The sequence below is a fragment of the Dongia sp. agr-C8 genome, assembly GCF_054658695.1.
On record NZ_BAAGHZ010000003.1, the window covers coordinates 1157783 to 1173189 of the forward strand.

Below are 15407 nucleotides of genomic sequence, written 5' to 3' on the forward strand. Positions count from 1 at the left end.
CGCCGTGGCCCGCGCGATCGGCGTCATCGGCGGCGGCTTCACCGGCGCGCTGCTCGCGCTGCACCTGCTGCGCCGCTGCGACGAGCAGGATAGCATCTTCCTGATCGAGAAGGCCCGCCGCTTCGGCGCCGGGCTCGCCTATTCGACCGGCAACGCGCATCACCTGCTGAACGTGCGCGCCGGCAACATGAGCGCCTTCTCCGCCGAGCCCGATCATTTCGTCGATTGGCTGCGGCGGCTTCCGGACCAGGGCGGCGTCCCACCGGGCCCGGCGAGCTTCGCGCCGCGCGGCCTGTTCGGCGCCTATATCCAGCAAAGCCTCGCCGAGGCGATCTGGCGCGGTCAGCGCGGCGACCGGCTCACCATCGTCAACGACGAGGCGGTCGGCATCGAGCGCGAGGTCGGCGGCATCGCGCTGAAGCTCGCGGTCGGGCGCAAGCTGGTGGTCGATACCGCCGTGCTGGCGGTCGGCAATTTCCCGCCGGCGCGCAGTGCCGGCCCGGTCTTCGGCAATCCCTGGGACGAGCGTGCGCTCCGCGATCTCGATCCGCAGGCGCCGCTGCTGGTCCTCGGCACCGGCCTCACCATGGTCGATACCGTGATCTCGCTGCTGGACCAGGGGCACATGGGATCGATCCAGGCGATCTCCCGGCGCGGCCTGCTGCCGCGCCAGCATGTCGGCGCCATTCCCGACGAGACCGGCGAGATCCGCCTGCCCAAGCCCTGGGACTTCGACCCGAAGCCTTCGGGCCGCAGCCTGGTCGCGCTGACCCAAGCCGTGCGCCGCACCATCGACCGCGCCGAGCGCGCGGGCCGCGGCTGGCGCAGCGTGATCGACGGCCTGCGGCCGCACAGCCAGCGCCTATGGCGCGAGATGTCGCTGGTGGAGCGCAAGCGCTTCCTGCGGCACCTGCGGCCGTGGTGGGACGTGCATCGCCACCGCGGTGCGCCGCAGGTGATGGCGCGGATCGCGGAAGCGCGCGAGCGCGGGCAGCTCAAGATCGTCGCCGGCAAGGTGGTCGCCACCGAGGCGGGCGCCGATACGGTCTCGGTCGAAGTCAAGCTCAGGGGCGGCGACACGCGCGCCGTCTATCGCGGCGCTCGGCTGATCGATTGCTCCGGTCTCAACAGCGATTGTACCACGGTCGATCAGCCGCTCCTGAAGCAACTGCTGCAGGCCGGGCTGATCCGGCCGGATCCCTTGCGGCTCGGCATCGACGTCACCGACGAAGGCGCGCTGATCGACGGCGACGGCCGCCCGGCGGCGGATCTCTTCGCCCTCGGCCCGATCACCAAGGGCGCCTTCTGGGAGATCATCGCCGTGCCCGATCTGCGCGTCGCCTGCGAGGCGATGGCCGCGCGGCTGCTGCCGCAGGCGGCGCGGCCGCAGCGATACGGCGCCCTGTAGCATCGCCTCCCGCCTGCTTGGACCATGGTCCAATTGCGGCGCTCTCTAGCCGTTTTATCGTTGGGACCGCTGGCGTTAGGTCTTCGGGGGTGGGTGATGAAACGCGCGCTGCTCTGTGGAACCGCGCTCGCCGGGGTGGCGACCGCGACCGGCGCCGCCGAGGCTTCGGACGGCGTCAAGCTGGAGGTCGGCGGCTTCTTTAAGCTCACCTACCAGGGGGTCTTCGACAAGAAGCAAGAAGGCCATTTCGGCAATCACCGCAGCGTCGATGCCTTCAACCACAACGCCGAAGTCCATTTCAAGGGCGAGACCACGCTCGACAACGGCCTCACCGTTGGCGCGCAGATCGAGCTCGAGGGCGAGAATGCCGGCGACCAGATCGACATGGCCTTCGTCTACTGGCAGGGCGGCTTCGGCAAGGTGGTGGTCGGCTCGCAGGACAAGGCGATCGCCAACTACTGCCTGCTGCCGCCGGGCGCCACCGGCAACTTCTCGGCCTTCTCGCCGAACTCCTGGGGCTCGAACGACCCGATCGGCTCCAACGCCGCCTGCGTCGATGCCGAGGACAACAACCAGGGCATCGTCTACGGCACGCCGAGCTTCAACGGCTTCCAGCTCTGGGTCAGCTACACGCCCAGCAACAACGCCGAGGACTATACCCAGGTCGGGGTCAATGGCTCCGGTACGCCGACCAATCCCGACGGCACCGCCCATCACACCTTCAGCGCCTACGCGACCTACTCCTACGCCGGCGACGGTTGGGGCATCGACTGGGGCGGCGGCGGCTCCTGGCAGACCCGGTTCAACTATACCGGCGGCGGCAATGACGGAAAGACCAACGAATACCAGACCGGCCTCAACCTGACCTTCGGCAGCTTCTCGGTCGGCGGCGTCATGGAGTATTTCGACGAGGGCGGCGACGACAACGACGCCTATGTGGTCGGCGGCGGCGCGGCCTATGCGATGGATCCCGTGGTCATCGGCATCCAGGGCAGCCACGGCCACTACAACGGCACGGATGCGTTCAGCCTGACCGCCAATCCCGGTGGCAGCCGCAACCTCAACCGCGTCATCGCCACGCTGGACTACGCGATGGCGCCCGGCGTCAACATCGACGCCGAGATCGGCTATACTTGGTACAGGGATTCCGGCGAGGGTGTGCCGGATGCAGAGGACAAGTACAGCGCCTTCAACATCGCCATCGGCTCGGTGTTCGAGTTCTGAGCCCGTGCCCGAATTTTCTTCGCCCGCTGGCGGAGACAGGCCCGAGCTGTAGAGCGCCGATCAGGAGGCCGACGCGGCGCGCTGCGGGCCCAGCGAATAGACCATGCGGACGAGCTCGGCGGTCGAGCGTGCGCCGAGCTTCGAGATCGCATGGGCACGGTGCACCTTCACCGTCTTCTCGACGATGCCGAGCCGGTTGGCGATCTGCTTGTTCAGGAGACCCTCGACCACGCCTTCCAGCACTTGCCGCTCGCGCTGTGTCAGGCTGGTCATGCGGTCGGTCAGCGCCCGCCGCTTCACATCAAGCTCGCGTTCGGCGGCGTCACGCGCCAGCGCGCGGCTGACGGTGGAGAGGAAGAGCTCGGCTTCGACCGGCTTGGTGAGGAAATCGACGGCGCCGGCCTTCATCGCGCTCGCGCAGGCGGGAACCCCGGCCCGGCCGGAGAGGAAGATCACCGGACGGCAGCGGCCCAGCCGCTGCAATTCCTGCTGCAGCGCCAGGCCGGACATTTCCGGCATCAGCAGGTCGAGCACCACGCAGCCGGGAATCTCGGGATCATGCGCTTCCAGGAAGGCGCGCGAAGAGGTGAAGGACTGAGTCAGTCTTCCCTCGCTCTCCAGCAGCCGCGTGAGCGCGGTCAGGATCCGCCGGTCGTCATCGACCAGATAGACGACGCTGTTCAGGTTGCCCATGTCCCCCTCCGTTTCACTGCAGGCAGCGAGAAGCCGAAGACCGCGCCGCCGCCCAGGTTGTCTTCGAACCAGATCTCGCCGCGATGTCCGGAAATGATCGCGCGGCTGATCGTCAGGCCCAGCCCCATGCCGTTACGCTTCGTGGTCACGAACGGCTCGAACAGGCTGTCGCGCAGTTCCTGCGAGAGGCCGGTGCCGTTGTCCGCCACCGTGATGACAACGCTTTCATCGCAGCGGCGCCCGGTTTTGACCACAAGACGATGCTCGGCCCAGCGCACCGCGGCCATGGCGTCGCAGGCATTGCGCACCAGGTTGATCAAGACCTGCTGGATCTGGATGCGATCGGCCCGCACCGGTGGCAGCACCGGCGTGCAATCGAGCACCACCTCCACGCGCCGCTCGATCATCTCGCTGTGCACCAGGCGGAAGACTTCCGCGACGACCTCGTTGAGGTCGATCTCGGAGAAATCGACCTGCTCGTTGCGAATGAGGTTGCGCAACCGGGTGAGCACCGCCCCGGCGCGGCGGTCGTCCTCGATGATGTCTTCGAGGATGCTGCTGATTTCCTCGATGCTCGCGGCATTGCGGTTGAGCAGGCGCTGGCCGGCCTGCGCGTTGCTCAGGATCGCCGTCAGCGGCTGGTTGAGCTCGTGGGCCACGGCGCCGGACAGCTCGCCCAGGGTGGAAACCCGGGTCAGGTGGATCACCTGCCGGCGCAGCTGCTCGGCCTCTTGCTCCAGCGACTTGTAGTCGCTGATGTTGCGCAGCGTTCCCGCCATGCCGGCCGCCGTCGCGCCGTCGCTGACACGCCTGGCGCCGAGCTGAACCCAGACCGGGCTGCCGCCTGCATTGCGGATCCGAAATTCCTGCTCAAAGCTTCCGCTGGCGCGGACGGCCTCGAGCAGAGCCTTTCCAGCCGACGGATTCTGTCGGTCGGTGAGGCGGCCGAGAAATCCGTCGAGGCTGCCGATCTCGCCGTCAGGCGCGCCGACCAAATTGCAGCAATAGGGATTCATCCAGACCAAGTCGGACTCGGCCTCCCAGAACCAGAGGCCTGTGCCCGCATTCTCGGTCGCAAGCTCCGCATAGGGCGTGGCCAGCGCATCGACCGCTGCAATACGTCGCCGTTGCTTGCTCGCCTGGTCTTCGATCACGTCGACTATCTCCCTACCGACACAAGAGTCCGGAAGACCGTTTCGAACGACATGCTCAACGCGGCTGGGTCGCTAGCAGGCCGCCTGCGTGCTCAACGCTCGGCGCCGTTCCGCATCGCCGATCGGGTGAACCCGATTGATTCCATTGCGCGGAAGGTACGTTGGGAAGGTGCGACGTCCATCGGCATCAAGACGCCGACCGGCAGACACGCAGGCTGTCTCGCGTCCGTCTGCAACCCCACCCCCCACAAGGCACGTCCCAGCTACGCATGGGATGATATTCTCCGAATTTGACCCGCACAAGCACCCTTGCAACCAATCGGAGCCGATCCTTGGGACCAAGGTCCATCTGGCGGGTCGCCGTAGCCAATACAGAATACCGTCCTGGGTTAGGGGCGCTTTGATAGGAATCAAAATTCGTCGGTGAAGTACGCCTTCATTGACCATCGCAGGCGGGGTTCGCTTGATGCGAAGGGCGGCGCAAAGGCTCATCGCGGCTTGCAGTATTGTGCTGCTCTTCGCGCTCACCGGCTGTGAGGCGCTGCTCCGGCAACCCGCCCCGACCGATCGCGCCCCGCCGGTCCTCGAGGGCTTCAAGGACGTTCGGTATTACCCAATGAATCCGGCCCTGCCGCCGCCGCCCAGCGTCGGCGAGGCCTTCCTCAATGAGCCAGCGGACTCCTATGAACGAAATCCCGATTCCCTGGTCTACAACTATCTCGCCGTCTCCGGCGGCGGCTCGGACGGGGCATTCGGCGCGGGTCTTCTGAACGGTTGGACCCGGTCGGGCACGCGGCCGAAGTTCAAGTTCGTGACCGGGGTCAGCACCGGCGCCCTGATCGCGCCCTTCGCCTTCCTGGGCCCGGATTACGATGAGACGCTCCAGCAAGCCTACACCACCGTGGACGCACAGCGCCTATATCTTGCACGCAGCCTGGTGAGCCTGCTCTGGGAGGAATCGCTCAACGACAACAAGCCGTTCCGCGACATGATCGCGAAATATGTCGATGAAAAGGTCCTCGGCCGCATCGCCGAGGAGCACAGGAAGGGCCGGCGGCTCTACGTGCTAACCACCGACCTCGATCGCGAGGAGCCGGTGGTCTGGGACATGGGGGCGATCGCGGCCAGCAACAGCCCGGCCCGCCTCGACCTGTTCCGCAAGGTGATCCTCGCCTCCGCTTCGATTCCGGCATTCTTCCCGCCGGTCCTCATTAACGTGAAGATCGACGACGTCCAGAAGGACGAGCTGCATGTCGATGGCGGCGTCTTCGCGCAATCGTTCTTCGTCGGCAACCAGATCGACCTCAGGGCTCTGGAGCGCCGCGCCCACCCGGAATGGCAGGGCAAGATCACGCATCGGCTCTATGTGATCCGCAACGGCCGCCTCGACCCGCAGCCGCGCAAGGTCGACCGCAGCCTGGGCTCGATCACGGCCTATTCCATCGATTCGATGCTGAAGGCGTCGGGCATCAACGACCTCTACCGACTCTATCTCGGCGACCTCGCGGGGGAGCTCGAGCTGCGCTATGTCGCGATCCCGCACGACTACGTGCCGAGCTCGCTGGACGAGTTCAACCAGGCCGAGATGATCCGGCAATACAACCTCGGCCTCGCAATGGGCGAGAAGGGGATTCCATGGCAACGGACACCGCCGGGGTGGCAGAAGTGAAGGCCGAAACGCGCAGGGACAAGCCGATCGGCGCTGGCTGCACCACCCGGTATGTCGCCGTGGTCGACGACGATCGTTCGGTTGGCGTGGCGCTCTGCCGGTTGCTGCGCGCAGCGGGCATCGAGGCCAAGGCCTTCGTGTCGGCCGCGAGCTTTCTCGACAGCATGCAGGATCGCCTGCCCGACTGCGTGGTGCTCGACGTGCAGATGCCCGGCATGAATGGACTCGAGCTGCAGCAGCACCTGAAGGACACCGCCGTCGGCCTGCCGGTGATCATGGTCACCGGCCGCGACGAAGCCTCGATTCATGCGATCTGCATGGCGATGGGCGCCAGCAGCTATCTGCGGAAGCCGCTCAACGACGACGACCTCCTGGACGCGGTCGAGCGCGCCATCGCCGGACGGTCGGCGCGGCGGATCTGATCGAACCGGATGGGACCAAGGTCCATCTGTGCGGCGCGGACCGCCATTCCTATCGTTCCAGCGCCGGGCACAGGATGGACCCCGTGTTCGGCCCCATACCGGAGCAGCAAACCGGGTGGCAATTTCCCCCTCATTTGCCACCCGGGCCGCTGACGCAGTCGGGGACGATCGGAACCTCATGGACGAGAGCCGCAGCCAGTTTCGATCCGGGATGATGTGGACGCGCCGCGGCCTTCTGCTGCGCGCTGCGGCGGCGCCGGCACTGCTGCTGGCGGCACCGGCCATGGCGGACAACTTCGTCAAGTCCGGCACCGTGCAGATCTCGCAGACCCAGATCGCCTTCATGGGCAGCGCCAACCTCGGCGGCGGCAAGCTGAATTTCGGCGGCAAGACCTATCCCTTCACCATCGGCGGCCTGGGCATCGGCGGCTTCGGTTTCTCGAAGATCGAAGCGACCGGCACCGTCTACAACCTGAAGAGCCTCGACCAGTTCTCCGGCGCCTATGCGCAGGGCCGCTACGGCATCGCGGTCGGCGACCGTAGCACCGGCGAGCTCTGGCTCAGCAATGTCGAGGGTGTGGCGATGTCGCTGAAGGCGAAACGCGAAGGGCTGGCGCTGTCGCTGGGCGGCGACGCGATCTACATCGATCTCGCATGAACCGGAGTTCCGCGATGCGCAAACACCTCGTCACCCTGCTGGCGTTCCTGATGGCGCTCCCCCTGCTGGCGGCCGCGGCGGGCGCCGAGGATGAGGCGCCGATCAAGGCCTTCTCCGCCTGGAACGCGCGCGGCCAGATCTTCGATACCGGCGAGAACCGGATGACCTTCGTCGGCTCCTTCACCGGGATCGTCTATGTCGACGGCGCCCAGGGTCCGATGGATGCCGGATACATGATCTGCCCGACCGTGGTCGATGTGAACACGGTGGACGGCAAGGAGAAGGCGAAGGGCCGCTGCACCATCACCACCAAGGACAGCGCGCGTCTCTACGCGGATTTCGAATGCAACGGCGTCCGCATGGTGGGCTGCCACGGCGACTTCACCTTCACCGGCGGGACCGAGCGCTTCAAGGGGATCACCGGCGGCGGCCCGGTGACCATCCGCAGCAGCGTCGATGAAATGGCGGCGGGCGGCGGCAACATCATCAACGGCGTGGCGGCCGGCATCATCGTCTGGCCGAGCCTCACCTACAAGCTGGCGGCGCAGTAGGGTGGCGATGAAACGGGCCCTTGTCTTCGGCGCTTCGCTCGCGACCCTGCTGGCCGTTGCGCGGCTTGGGCTCGCCCAGCAGGCGCCGATAGCCTATCCCAGCGCCGGCCAGTCGATGGAGCAGCAGGCCCAGGACGAAGCCGACTGCCGCAACATCGCAACCCAGGCGACCGGGGTTTCGCCTTACAGCACGCCGCCCGAATACTATTCCGGCGGCACCTCCGGCCCCGGTGCGCTGGGTGGCGCCGCGCGCGGCGCTGCATTGGGCGCGGTCGGCGGGGCCATCGCCGGCGATGCCGGCAAGGGCGCTGCGATCGGCGCCGCGGTCGGCGGGACGGCCGGCATCATGCGAAAGAATCGTCAGCGCCGGCAGGAGGCACAGGCCGACCAGCAGGCCTACAACGCCTATCAGGCGGATCTCCAGAAATACAACCAGTCCTTCGCTGCTTGCATGAGCAGCCGCGGCTACGTGATGCGCTAGGCCGGCGCGCTTCTTCTTCAAGCGAATCAAGCGATTGGACCAAAGGGCAATTGCGACCTTGGCAACGCGTCCCGTCCAATGCCAAGGACAGCGAGGGTGGGCCGAGCATGAAAAATCGAGTGGTTCTGACGCTCCTGGTCGCGGGCCTGGTGTGCGGCGGGCGCCCGCTTGCGGCCGAAGAACCTGCCGCGGCACCGGCCGCCCCCGCCATCGATGTCGCCGCCGCGCCGGCGCAGGAAGTCGACTGGCAGGAGAAGATCAGCTCGATCGGTGTGGCGGAAGCACTGCAGGGCGTCGACATCAGCGGCTCGGAATCCGGCAACGTGGTCGAGATCCTGTTCGATTCCGGCACCAAGGTGAAGGCGGGACAGCCGCTGGTCCGCCTCGACACTTCGAAGGAGGAAGCCGATCTCAAGGCGACCCTCGCGCAGATCCCCGCGGCCAAGACCGACCTCGAGCGCAAGAAGCAGCTGATCAAGTCCGGCGCCGTCGGCCAGAGCGATGTCGATGATGCGCAGTCCAAATATGATACCCTGGTTGCGGAGTCGGGATCGCTGAAGGCGACGATCGCGCGCCGCACCTTGACCGCGCCGTTCGGCGGAATCCTCGGCATCCGCCTGGTCAATCTCGGCCAGTATCTGCAGCCCGGCGACCATGTGGCCAATCTCCAGGACCTCTCGGTCATGCGCATGCGCTTCCTGGTGGCGCAGAAGGACTATGGCCGGATCAAGCTCGACCAGCCGATCGAGGCGCGCTTCGATGCCTATCCGGGCGAGGTGTTCAAGGGCCGTATCACTACGATCGAGCCGTCGGTCAAGTATCAGAGCGGCATCATCCCGATCCAGGCCGAGATCCCGAACGCCGAGGAGAAGCTGCTGCCCGGCATGTATGCCAGCCTCGACGTGCTTCTGCCGGAGCGCGGCAAGAAGGTCGTCGTGCCGGCCAGCGCAGTCTCCTTCAACCTCTACGGCGAATCCGTCTATGTGGTCGACCAGGCCAGCAGCACGGTCCAGCAGGTGATGGTGCAGACCGGTGCCACGCGCAACAACGCGGTCGTGATCGAGAAGGGCTTGAAGGCCGGTGATCTCGTGGTGGTGGCGGGACAGCTCAAGCTTTCCAACGGCTCGAAGGTCAAGGTGGTCGAAGGGCAGGCCTTGCCGGAGATGACGGAGATTCCGGTCCAATAGCCCGAAAGGCGCCGCCCGCGTGTTCACCGATCCCTTCATCCGCAAGCCGATCCTGGCGCTCACCCTGAACCTGCTGCTGGTGGTGGCCGGCCTCGCCGCAGCCGCCTCGCTGCAGATCCGCCAGTTCCCCAAGATGCAGTTCACCGTGGTCACGGTCACCACGGTCTATACCGGCGCCTCGGCCGATCTGGTCCAAGGCTTCGTCACCCAGCCCTTGCAGGAGCAGATCGCCGCCGCCGACGGCGTCGACTACCTCACCTCGGAGAGCCGGTCCGGCACCTCGGTCATCACCGTCTACATGCGGCTGAACTATTCGTCCTCGCTGGCCCAGGCCAACATCCTGGCCAAGATCCAGGCGGTGCGCGCCGATCTCCCGAAGGAAATCGAGGACCCGAAGCTCGACATCAGCCAGGGCGACATCACGCAGCTCATCTACTTCACGGTCTCCAGCGACCAGATGAGCGCGGCGCAGATCACCGACTATGCCAAGCGCGTGATCCAGCCGAAGTTCTCGACCGTCCAGGGTGTCTCCAAGATCAAGTATTACGGCGAGCGCGACTTCGCCATGCGGGTCTGGCTCGACGCCCGGAAGCTCGCGGTCTACGGCATCACCGCCAAGCAGGTGCGCGACGCGATCGCCAACAACAACTACCAGACCACCGCCGGCCAGATCCGCGGCGAGTACAGCAGCTTCGACATCGACGCGAAAACCGGCCTGGAGGTTCCGGAAGACTACGGTGCGATCATCGTCGCCTCGAACGAGAAGGGCATCGTCCGCCTGCGCGACATCGCCAGCGTCGACCTCGGCGCCGAGGATTCCGACATGGTGGTCAAGCTGCAGGGCAAGCCGGCGCTGATCATCGGCATCGACCCGACCCCGGAAGCCAACCCGCTCGACGTGGCGCATGGGCTGAAGGCGCTGCTGCCCGATCTCGAGCGCAATCTCCCGGCCGGCATCAAGCTCGCCGTCGCTTATGACACCTCGATCTTCATCGAGAAATCGATCGAGGAAGTGGAGCACACGATCATCGAGGCGGCGGTCATCGTCACCGTGGTGATCTTCCTGTTCATCGGCTCGCTGCGCGCCATCATCGTGCCGATCGTGGCCCTGCCGCTCTCGATCATCGGCGTCGCCATCTTCCTGGCCGCACTCGGCTTCAGCATCAACCTGCTCACCCTGCTGGCGATCGTGCTGGCGATCGGCCTGGTGGTGGACGACGCGATCGTCGTCTTGGAGAACATCGACCGGCATATGAAGCTCGGCAAATCGGCCTTCCTGGCGGCGATCGCCGGGACCCGCGAGATCGCCGTGCCGGTGATCTCGATGACCATCACGCTCGCCGCGGTCTATGCGCCGATCGCCTTCACGCCGGGCATCTCCGGCGCCCTGTTCAGCGAGTTCGCGCTGACGCTCGCGGGCGCCGTCTTCATCTCCGGCTTCGTCGCGCTGACGCTCTCGCCGGTCATGTGCGCCATGGTGCTGAAATCCGGCGGCAAGCCCGGCAAGGTGCAGCATTTCATCGAGCACAACCTCGAGAAGCTCGAGCGCGGCTATCACGGGCTGCTGGAGCGGGCGCTGAAGGCGCGGATCGTGGTGATGATCTTCGCGGCCTTGGTCTTCGTCTCGCTCTACCCGTTGTTCAGCATGATCCGCTCGGAGCTGGCGCCCAGCGAGGACCAGGGCGCGATCGTGGTGCAGACCTTCTCGCCGGCCGGCGTCAACGCCGACTACCAGGAGTTCTACCACGACAAGGTCAGCGACTCGCTCTCGCGCATCCCCGATGTCGGCAGCTGGTTCACCCTCGGCGGCACGCCGACCCTGCGCCAGGGTACCGGCATCGCGGTGATGAAGCCCTGGGACGAGCGCCAGGGCAGCTTCGACGAATCGCTGCGCTTCGCCCGCGGCGACCTCACCCACGTGGTCGGCCTCAAGGCCAGCGCCTTCTCGCTGCCACCCTTGCCGGGCTCCGGCGGCGGCCTGCCGATGCAGTTCGTGCTGAGCACCACCGACGACTACAAGGTGCTCGCGCAGATCATGCAGGGCGTGGAGGAGAAGGCGAAGGCCAGTGGCCTCTTCACATTCACCGACGTCGATCTCAAGTTCGAGAACCCGACCGCGGTCGTCCGGGTCGATCGCGACAAGGCCGGCGCCTACGGCATCAGCATGGCCGATCTCGGCACCACCTGGCTCACCATGGTCTCCAACGGCTATGTCAACCGGATGAGCGTGCAGGGCCGCTCCTACAAGGTGATCCCGCAGACCCCACGGGTCGATCGGCTGACGCCCGAGGCGCTGACCCGCTATTACGTCATCGCTGGCGACGGCTTCCCGATTCCGCTCTCCAACCTGGTCGATGTGAAGACCGAGGTGCGGCCGATCGCGCTCACCCAGATGAACCAGCTCAACTCCGCGACCCTGAGCGCGACGCTCGCGGCCAATGTCACCATGGGCGACGCGGTCCAGTTCCTCGAGCAAACCGCCCGCGAGGTCATGCCGCGCGGCATGGGCATCGAATACAAGGGCGAGTCGCGGCAGTTCGTGAAGGAAGGCGCCAGCCTGATGGTGACCTTCGCGCTGGCCATCGTGGTGATCTTCCTGGTGCTCTCGGCGCAGTTCGAGAGCTGGCGCGATCCCCTGGTGATCATGGTCTCGGTGCCGCTCGCGATCACCGGCGCGCTGCTGCCGCTGGCCGGTGGGCTGATGAGCCTCAACATCTACAGCCAGGTCGGCCTGATCACGCTGGTGGGCCTGATCACCAAGCACGGCATCCTGATCTGCGAAGTCGCCAAGGAGCGGCAGGAGAAGGAAGGCGTCGATCGGCGCAAGGCCGTGCTCGAGGCCGCGACCCTGCGGCTGCGCCCGATCCTGATGACCACCGCGGCGATGATCGCCGGCCTGATCCCGCTCCTGAACGCGACCGGCGCGGGTGCCGCCAGCCGCTTCGCGATCGGCATCGTCATCGTCTGCGGCCTGGCGATCGGCACGCTCTTCACCTTGTTCGTACTGCCGTCGCTCTACACCTTCCTCGCCTCCGACCACCGCAAGGGTGCCGCCCAGCGCCAGGCCCAGCTCGCCGAGCTCGAGAGCCTGAAATAGACTTGGGCTCAGTCGGCGGGGACGGAGGCGGCCGCCTTCGCGGCCGTCGCCTTCTCGCGCCACTTCCGCCAGGTGTAGAGCGGAAGCCCGGAGATCATCACCAGGAAGCCCCAGAACACGGCATGCTCGCCCGAGCCGTAGAGGGCCCAGAGCGAGAAGGCGAAGGCCAGCAGCGCCGCCACCGCCGAGAACACGACCCGGGCCGGGAAGATGGCGCGGCGGTCGACCATCAGCTGCAGCAGCGCGGTGGCGCAGAAGGCGTAGGGCACCAGGGTGGTCATGGTGCCGACCAGCACGATGACCTGGAAGGCATCCACCAGGCCGCCGCGGAAGTTCATGGCAATCAGCACCGAGACCAGGACGCTCGACGTGACCAGCGCGTTGCCGGGCACGCCCTGGCGGTTCAGTTTGGCCAGCGCCTCCGGCAGCAGGCCGTCGCGGGCAGCGGCCATCGGAATCTGCCCCTGCAGCAGGATCCAGCCGTTGAGCGCGCCGATCGCCGCGATGATGGCGCCGGCCGCGATCAGGTAATAGGCGCTGTCGCCGATGATGATGCGGGCGGCATCGGCGAACGGCGCCGTGGAAGCGATCAGGTCGCGCGCCGGCAACATGCCCAGCACCACGGTCACCGACGTGAAATACACGATGCCCGCGGCGAAGGTGCCGAACAGAGTGGCGCGCGGGATGGTCTTCTTCGGATTCAGCACGCCGTCGGCCGGCACGGTTGCGGATTCGAGGCCGAGGAACGACCACATGGTGAGCGCGGTCACACTGGAGATCGCCGCCAGCAGCGAGGTCTCGGGGATGCTGCGTCCGAGCACCGGCCGGGCGACGTTGTCGAAGTCGAAGAAGAACCAGCCGGCGACGCCGATCAGCACCAGGGGAATCAGCTTCAGGATGGTGAAGATGTTCTGCAGCAGGCTGAAAAGCTTCACGCCGCGCAGGTTGACCACCGTCATGACCCAGAGGAAGCCGATCGCCGTCAGCGCGCCGGCGACCGGATTGGCGAGCGCGGGGAAGAATACGGCGAGATAGCCGATCACGGTCACCGCAATGGCCGCGTTGCCGATCCAGGCGGTCTTCCAGTAGCACCAGGCGCAAAGATAGGCGGCGAAGTCGCCGTAGGCTTCGCGGGTATAGGCGTAGGGGCCGCCTTCGCCCCCGACGCTGCGGGCCAGGTTGGCGAATACCAGCGCGAGCAGCAGGGCGCCGCAGCCCGAGATCGCCCAGCCCCAGATGCTGATCACGCCGTAGCCGGCCATCAGCGAGGGCATCAGGAAGATGCCCGAACCGATCATATTGCCCATGACCAGAGCAACGCAGCTCCAGAACCCCATGACGCGCGGCTTGCTCATGCGATTCCCCTCGCGCTTATTTCTTGTGGCGGCGGCGATACTCCGCCTGCAGCAAGGCTTGAACTTCGTCGCGCCGCGGTCCCAGCAGCACCACGACGTAGAAATCGACCACCCAGACGCTGCCGTAGGCGCGGAGCGCCCGGAAGCGGAGATCGCGCAAGCTCGCCACCAACGCGTCGCGGGCCTGCAGGTCGTCGAACTGGTGGACATTGACCACGGTCGGGTCCTTGGGATCGTAATCCGCGCAATCGACCGCGACGCCGACGCTCACCGAACGCACGGCGCCCTGGAAGTGCGACACGAAGGGATCGATCTCGCTGGTCTCGCAGGCCTTCAGTCCGGCATCCGTCAGGAACTGCTCGACCGCGTCGAGGGTCATCGGCGCCGGCGGCGCCAGGGTCGTATCGGACTGTGCGAAGGCCGCGCCGCAGGTGAGGCCCGCAGCGGATATCAAGGCAAGGCAACCGGCGATCGGACGGCGGGACATTCTGCGGACGCTAGGGCAGGGCTCGAAAGCGTCGCAATTGGACCATGGTCCAATTGGATGAGGGCGGGCGGCTGAGCTTCCGCTCAGTGGAAGGTCAGCGTCTCGAAAGCCGTGTTGATGAGCGTGCCTTTCTCGCCGCGGACGATCGCCTGGATGTCGGCGAGCGCGCCGATCGCCGCGGTCTTTCCGGTCTGTTGGGCGAAAGCGCAGGCGGCATCGACCTTCGGCCCCATCGAGCCCGCCGGAAACTTGTATTGCGCGAGTGAAGCGGGACTCGCCTGGTGGATGGCCTTGGCCTCTGGCGTGCCCCAGCCGACGAAGACCGCATCGGCATCGGTCGCCATGACCAGCAGATCGGCCTCGAGGTCGCGGGCCAGCAGTTCCGAGCAGAGATCCTTGTCGATCACTGCCTCGACGCCGACCAGCAGCCGCTCGGCGCCTTGCTGGTACATGGTCGGGATGCCGCCGCCGCCGGCGCAAGTGACGACCGTTCCCCGTTCCAGCAGCCACTTGATCGGCCGGATCTCGAAGATGCGCTTCGGGAGCGGCGAGGGCACGACCCGGCGCCATTTCTGGCCGTCCTGCTTGAAAACCCAGTTCTTCTCCGTCTTGATCCGGTCGGCCTCGGCCTTGTCGTAGACCGGGCCGACGAACTTGGTCGGGTCCTGGAAAGCGGGGTCGTCGCCGTCGACCTCGACCATGGTCAAGAGCGTGGCGAACGGCACCTCGAAGGGCAGCAGGTTGCCGAGCTCCTGCTCGATCATGTAGCCGATCATGCCCTCGGTCTCGGCGCCGAGCACATCGAGCGGATAGGCCTCCTCCGGCTTGTAGGCGGCGCCCTGCAAAGCCAGCAGCCCGACCTGCGGGCCGTTGCCGTGGCTGATCACCAGCTGGTGCTCCTTCGCGACCGGCGCCAGGGCCTCGGCCGCGACCCGGACGTTGCGCCGCTGCGCCTCCGCGGTCATCGGTTCGCCGCGTTTCAGCAGCGCGTTTCCGCCGAGGGCAACCACCACCCGCATTA

General features: G+C 66.5%; 14 protein-coding genes. 9 read left to right on the top strand and 5 right to left on the bottom strand.

What is annotated here, in order from left to right:
• Positions 1 to 4: 4 nt before the first annotated feature.
• A complete protein-coding gene (locus ACYQ4T_RS19820; protein ID WP_459857841.1) occupies positions 5 to 1408 on the top strand; it encodes an FAD/NAD(P)-binding protein in 1404 nt (467 codons plus the stop codon).
• Positions 1409 to 1504: 96 nt separating this feature from the next.
• Positions 1505 to 2632 (top strand): porin, encoded by a 1128-nt coding sequence (locus ACYQ4T_RS19825; RefSeq protein WP_459857843.1) that lies wholly within the window; start codon positions 1505 to 1507, stop codon positions 2630 to 2632.
• 60 nt (positions 2633 to 2692) lie between these two features.
• Here the strand turns inward: ACYQ4T_RS19825 and ACYQ4T_RS19830 are convergent, their stop codons facing one another.
• On the bottom strand, positions 2693 to 3325 hold the full coding sequence (locus ACYQ4T_RS19830; protein ID WP_459857845.1) for a response regulator transcription factor: 633 nt from the start codon (positions 3323 to 3325) through the stop codon (positions 2693 to 2695).
• Positions 3313 to 4479, bottom strand: a complete 1167-nt coding sequence (locus ACYQ4T_RS19835; RefSeq protein WP_459857847.1) for a sensor histidine kinase — start codon at positions 4477 to 4479, stop codon at positions 3313 to 3315. The genes ACYQ4T_RS19830 and ACYQ4T_RS19835 overlap by 13 nt, the downstream gene beginning before the upstream one ends.
• A 616-nt stretch (positions 4480 to 5095) precedes the next feature.
• Between ACYQ4T_RS19835 and ACYQ4T_RS19840 the strand changes: the two genes are divergently transcribed.
• The 7 genes from ACYQ4T_RS19840 (at position 5096) to ACYQ4T_RS19870 (ending at position 12544) form a co-directional block, all read left to right on the top strand.
• On the top strand, positions 5096 to 6148 hold the full coding sequence (locus ACYQ4T_RS19840) for a patatin-like phospholipase family protein (RefSeq protein ID WP_459857849.1): 1053 nt from the start codon (positions 5096 to 5098) through the stop codon (positions 6146 to 6148).
• Positions 6115 to 6570 (top strand): response regulator transcription factor, encoded by a 456-nt coding sequence (locus tag ACYQ4T_RS19845; RefSeq protein WP_459857851.1) that lies wholly within the window; start codon positions 6115 to 6117, stop codon positions 6568 to 6570. The genes ACYQ4T_RS19840 and ACYQ4T_RS19845 overlap by 34 nt, the downstream gene beginning before the upstream one ends.
• A 178-nt stretch (positions 6571 to 6748) precedes the next feature.
• On the top strand, positions 6749 to 7228 hold the full coding sequence (locus tag ACYQ4T_RS19850; RefSeq protein WP_459857853.1) for a hypothetical protein: 480 nt from the start codon (positions 6749 to 6751) through the stop codon (positions 7226 to 7228).
• A gap of 14 nt (positions 7229 to 7242) precedes the next feature.
• Positions 7243 to 7779 carry a hypothetical protein gene (locus tag ACYQ4T_RS19855; RefSeq protein ID WP_459857855.1) on the top strand — a complete coding sequence of 179 codons (537 nt, stop codon included), beginning with the start codon at positions 7243 to 7245 and terminating at the stop codon, positions 7777 to 7779.
• Between the two features lie 7 nt (positions 7780 to 7786).
• Positions 7787 to 8260, top strand: a complete 474-nt coding sequence (locus ACYQ4T_RS19860; RefSeq protein WP_459857857.1) for a glycine zipper family protein — start codon at positions 7787 to 7789, stop codon at positions 8258 to 8260.
• Positions 8261 to 8379: 119 nt separating this feature from the next.
• On the top strand, positions 8380 to 9447 hold the full coding sequence (locus tag ACYQ4T_RS19865) for an efflux RND transporter periplasmic adaptor subunit (RefSeq protein WP_459857859.1): 1068 nt from the start codon (positions 8380 to 8382) through the stop codon (positions 9445 to 9447).
• A gap of 19 nt (positions 9448 to 9466) precedes the next feature.
• Positions 9467 to 12544 carry an efflux RND transporter permease subunit gene (locus tag ACYQ4T_RS19870; protein ID WP_459857861.1) on the top strand — a complete coding sequence of 1026 codons (3078 nt, stop codon included), beginning with the start codon at positions 9467 to 9469 and terminating at the stop codon, positions 12542 to 12544.
• An 8-nt stretch (positions 12545 to 12552) separates the two neighbouring features.
• Here the strand turns inward: ACYQ4T_RS19870 and ACYQ4T_RS19875 are convergent, their stop codons facing one another.
• The 3 genes from ACYQ4T_RS19875 to arcC form a co-directional block, all read right to left on the bottom strand.
• A complete protein-coding gene (locus ACYQ4T_RS19875; RefSeq protein WP_459857863.1) occupies positions 12553 to 13899 on the bottom strand; it encodes an amino acid permease in 1347 nt (448 codons plus the stop codon).
• Between the two features lie 16 nt (positions 13900 to 13915).
• Positions 13916 to 14353: a hypothetical protein gene (locus ACYQ4T_RS19880; protein WP_459857865.1), complete on the bottom strand. Its 438-nt coding sequence runs from the start codon at positions 14351 to 14353 to the stop codon at positions 13916 to 13918.
• A 116-nt stretch (positions 14354 to 14469) separates the two neighbouring features.
• Positions 14470 to 15405: a carbamate kinase gene (arcC, locus tag ACYQ4T_RS19885; protein WP_459857867.1), complete on the bottom strand. Its 936-nt coding sequence runs from the start codon at positions 15403 to 15405 to the stop codon at positions 14470 to 14472.
• Positions 15406 to 15407: the final 2 nt, after the last annotated feature.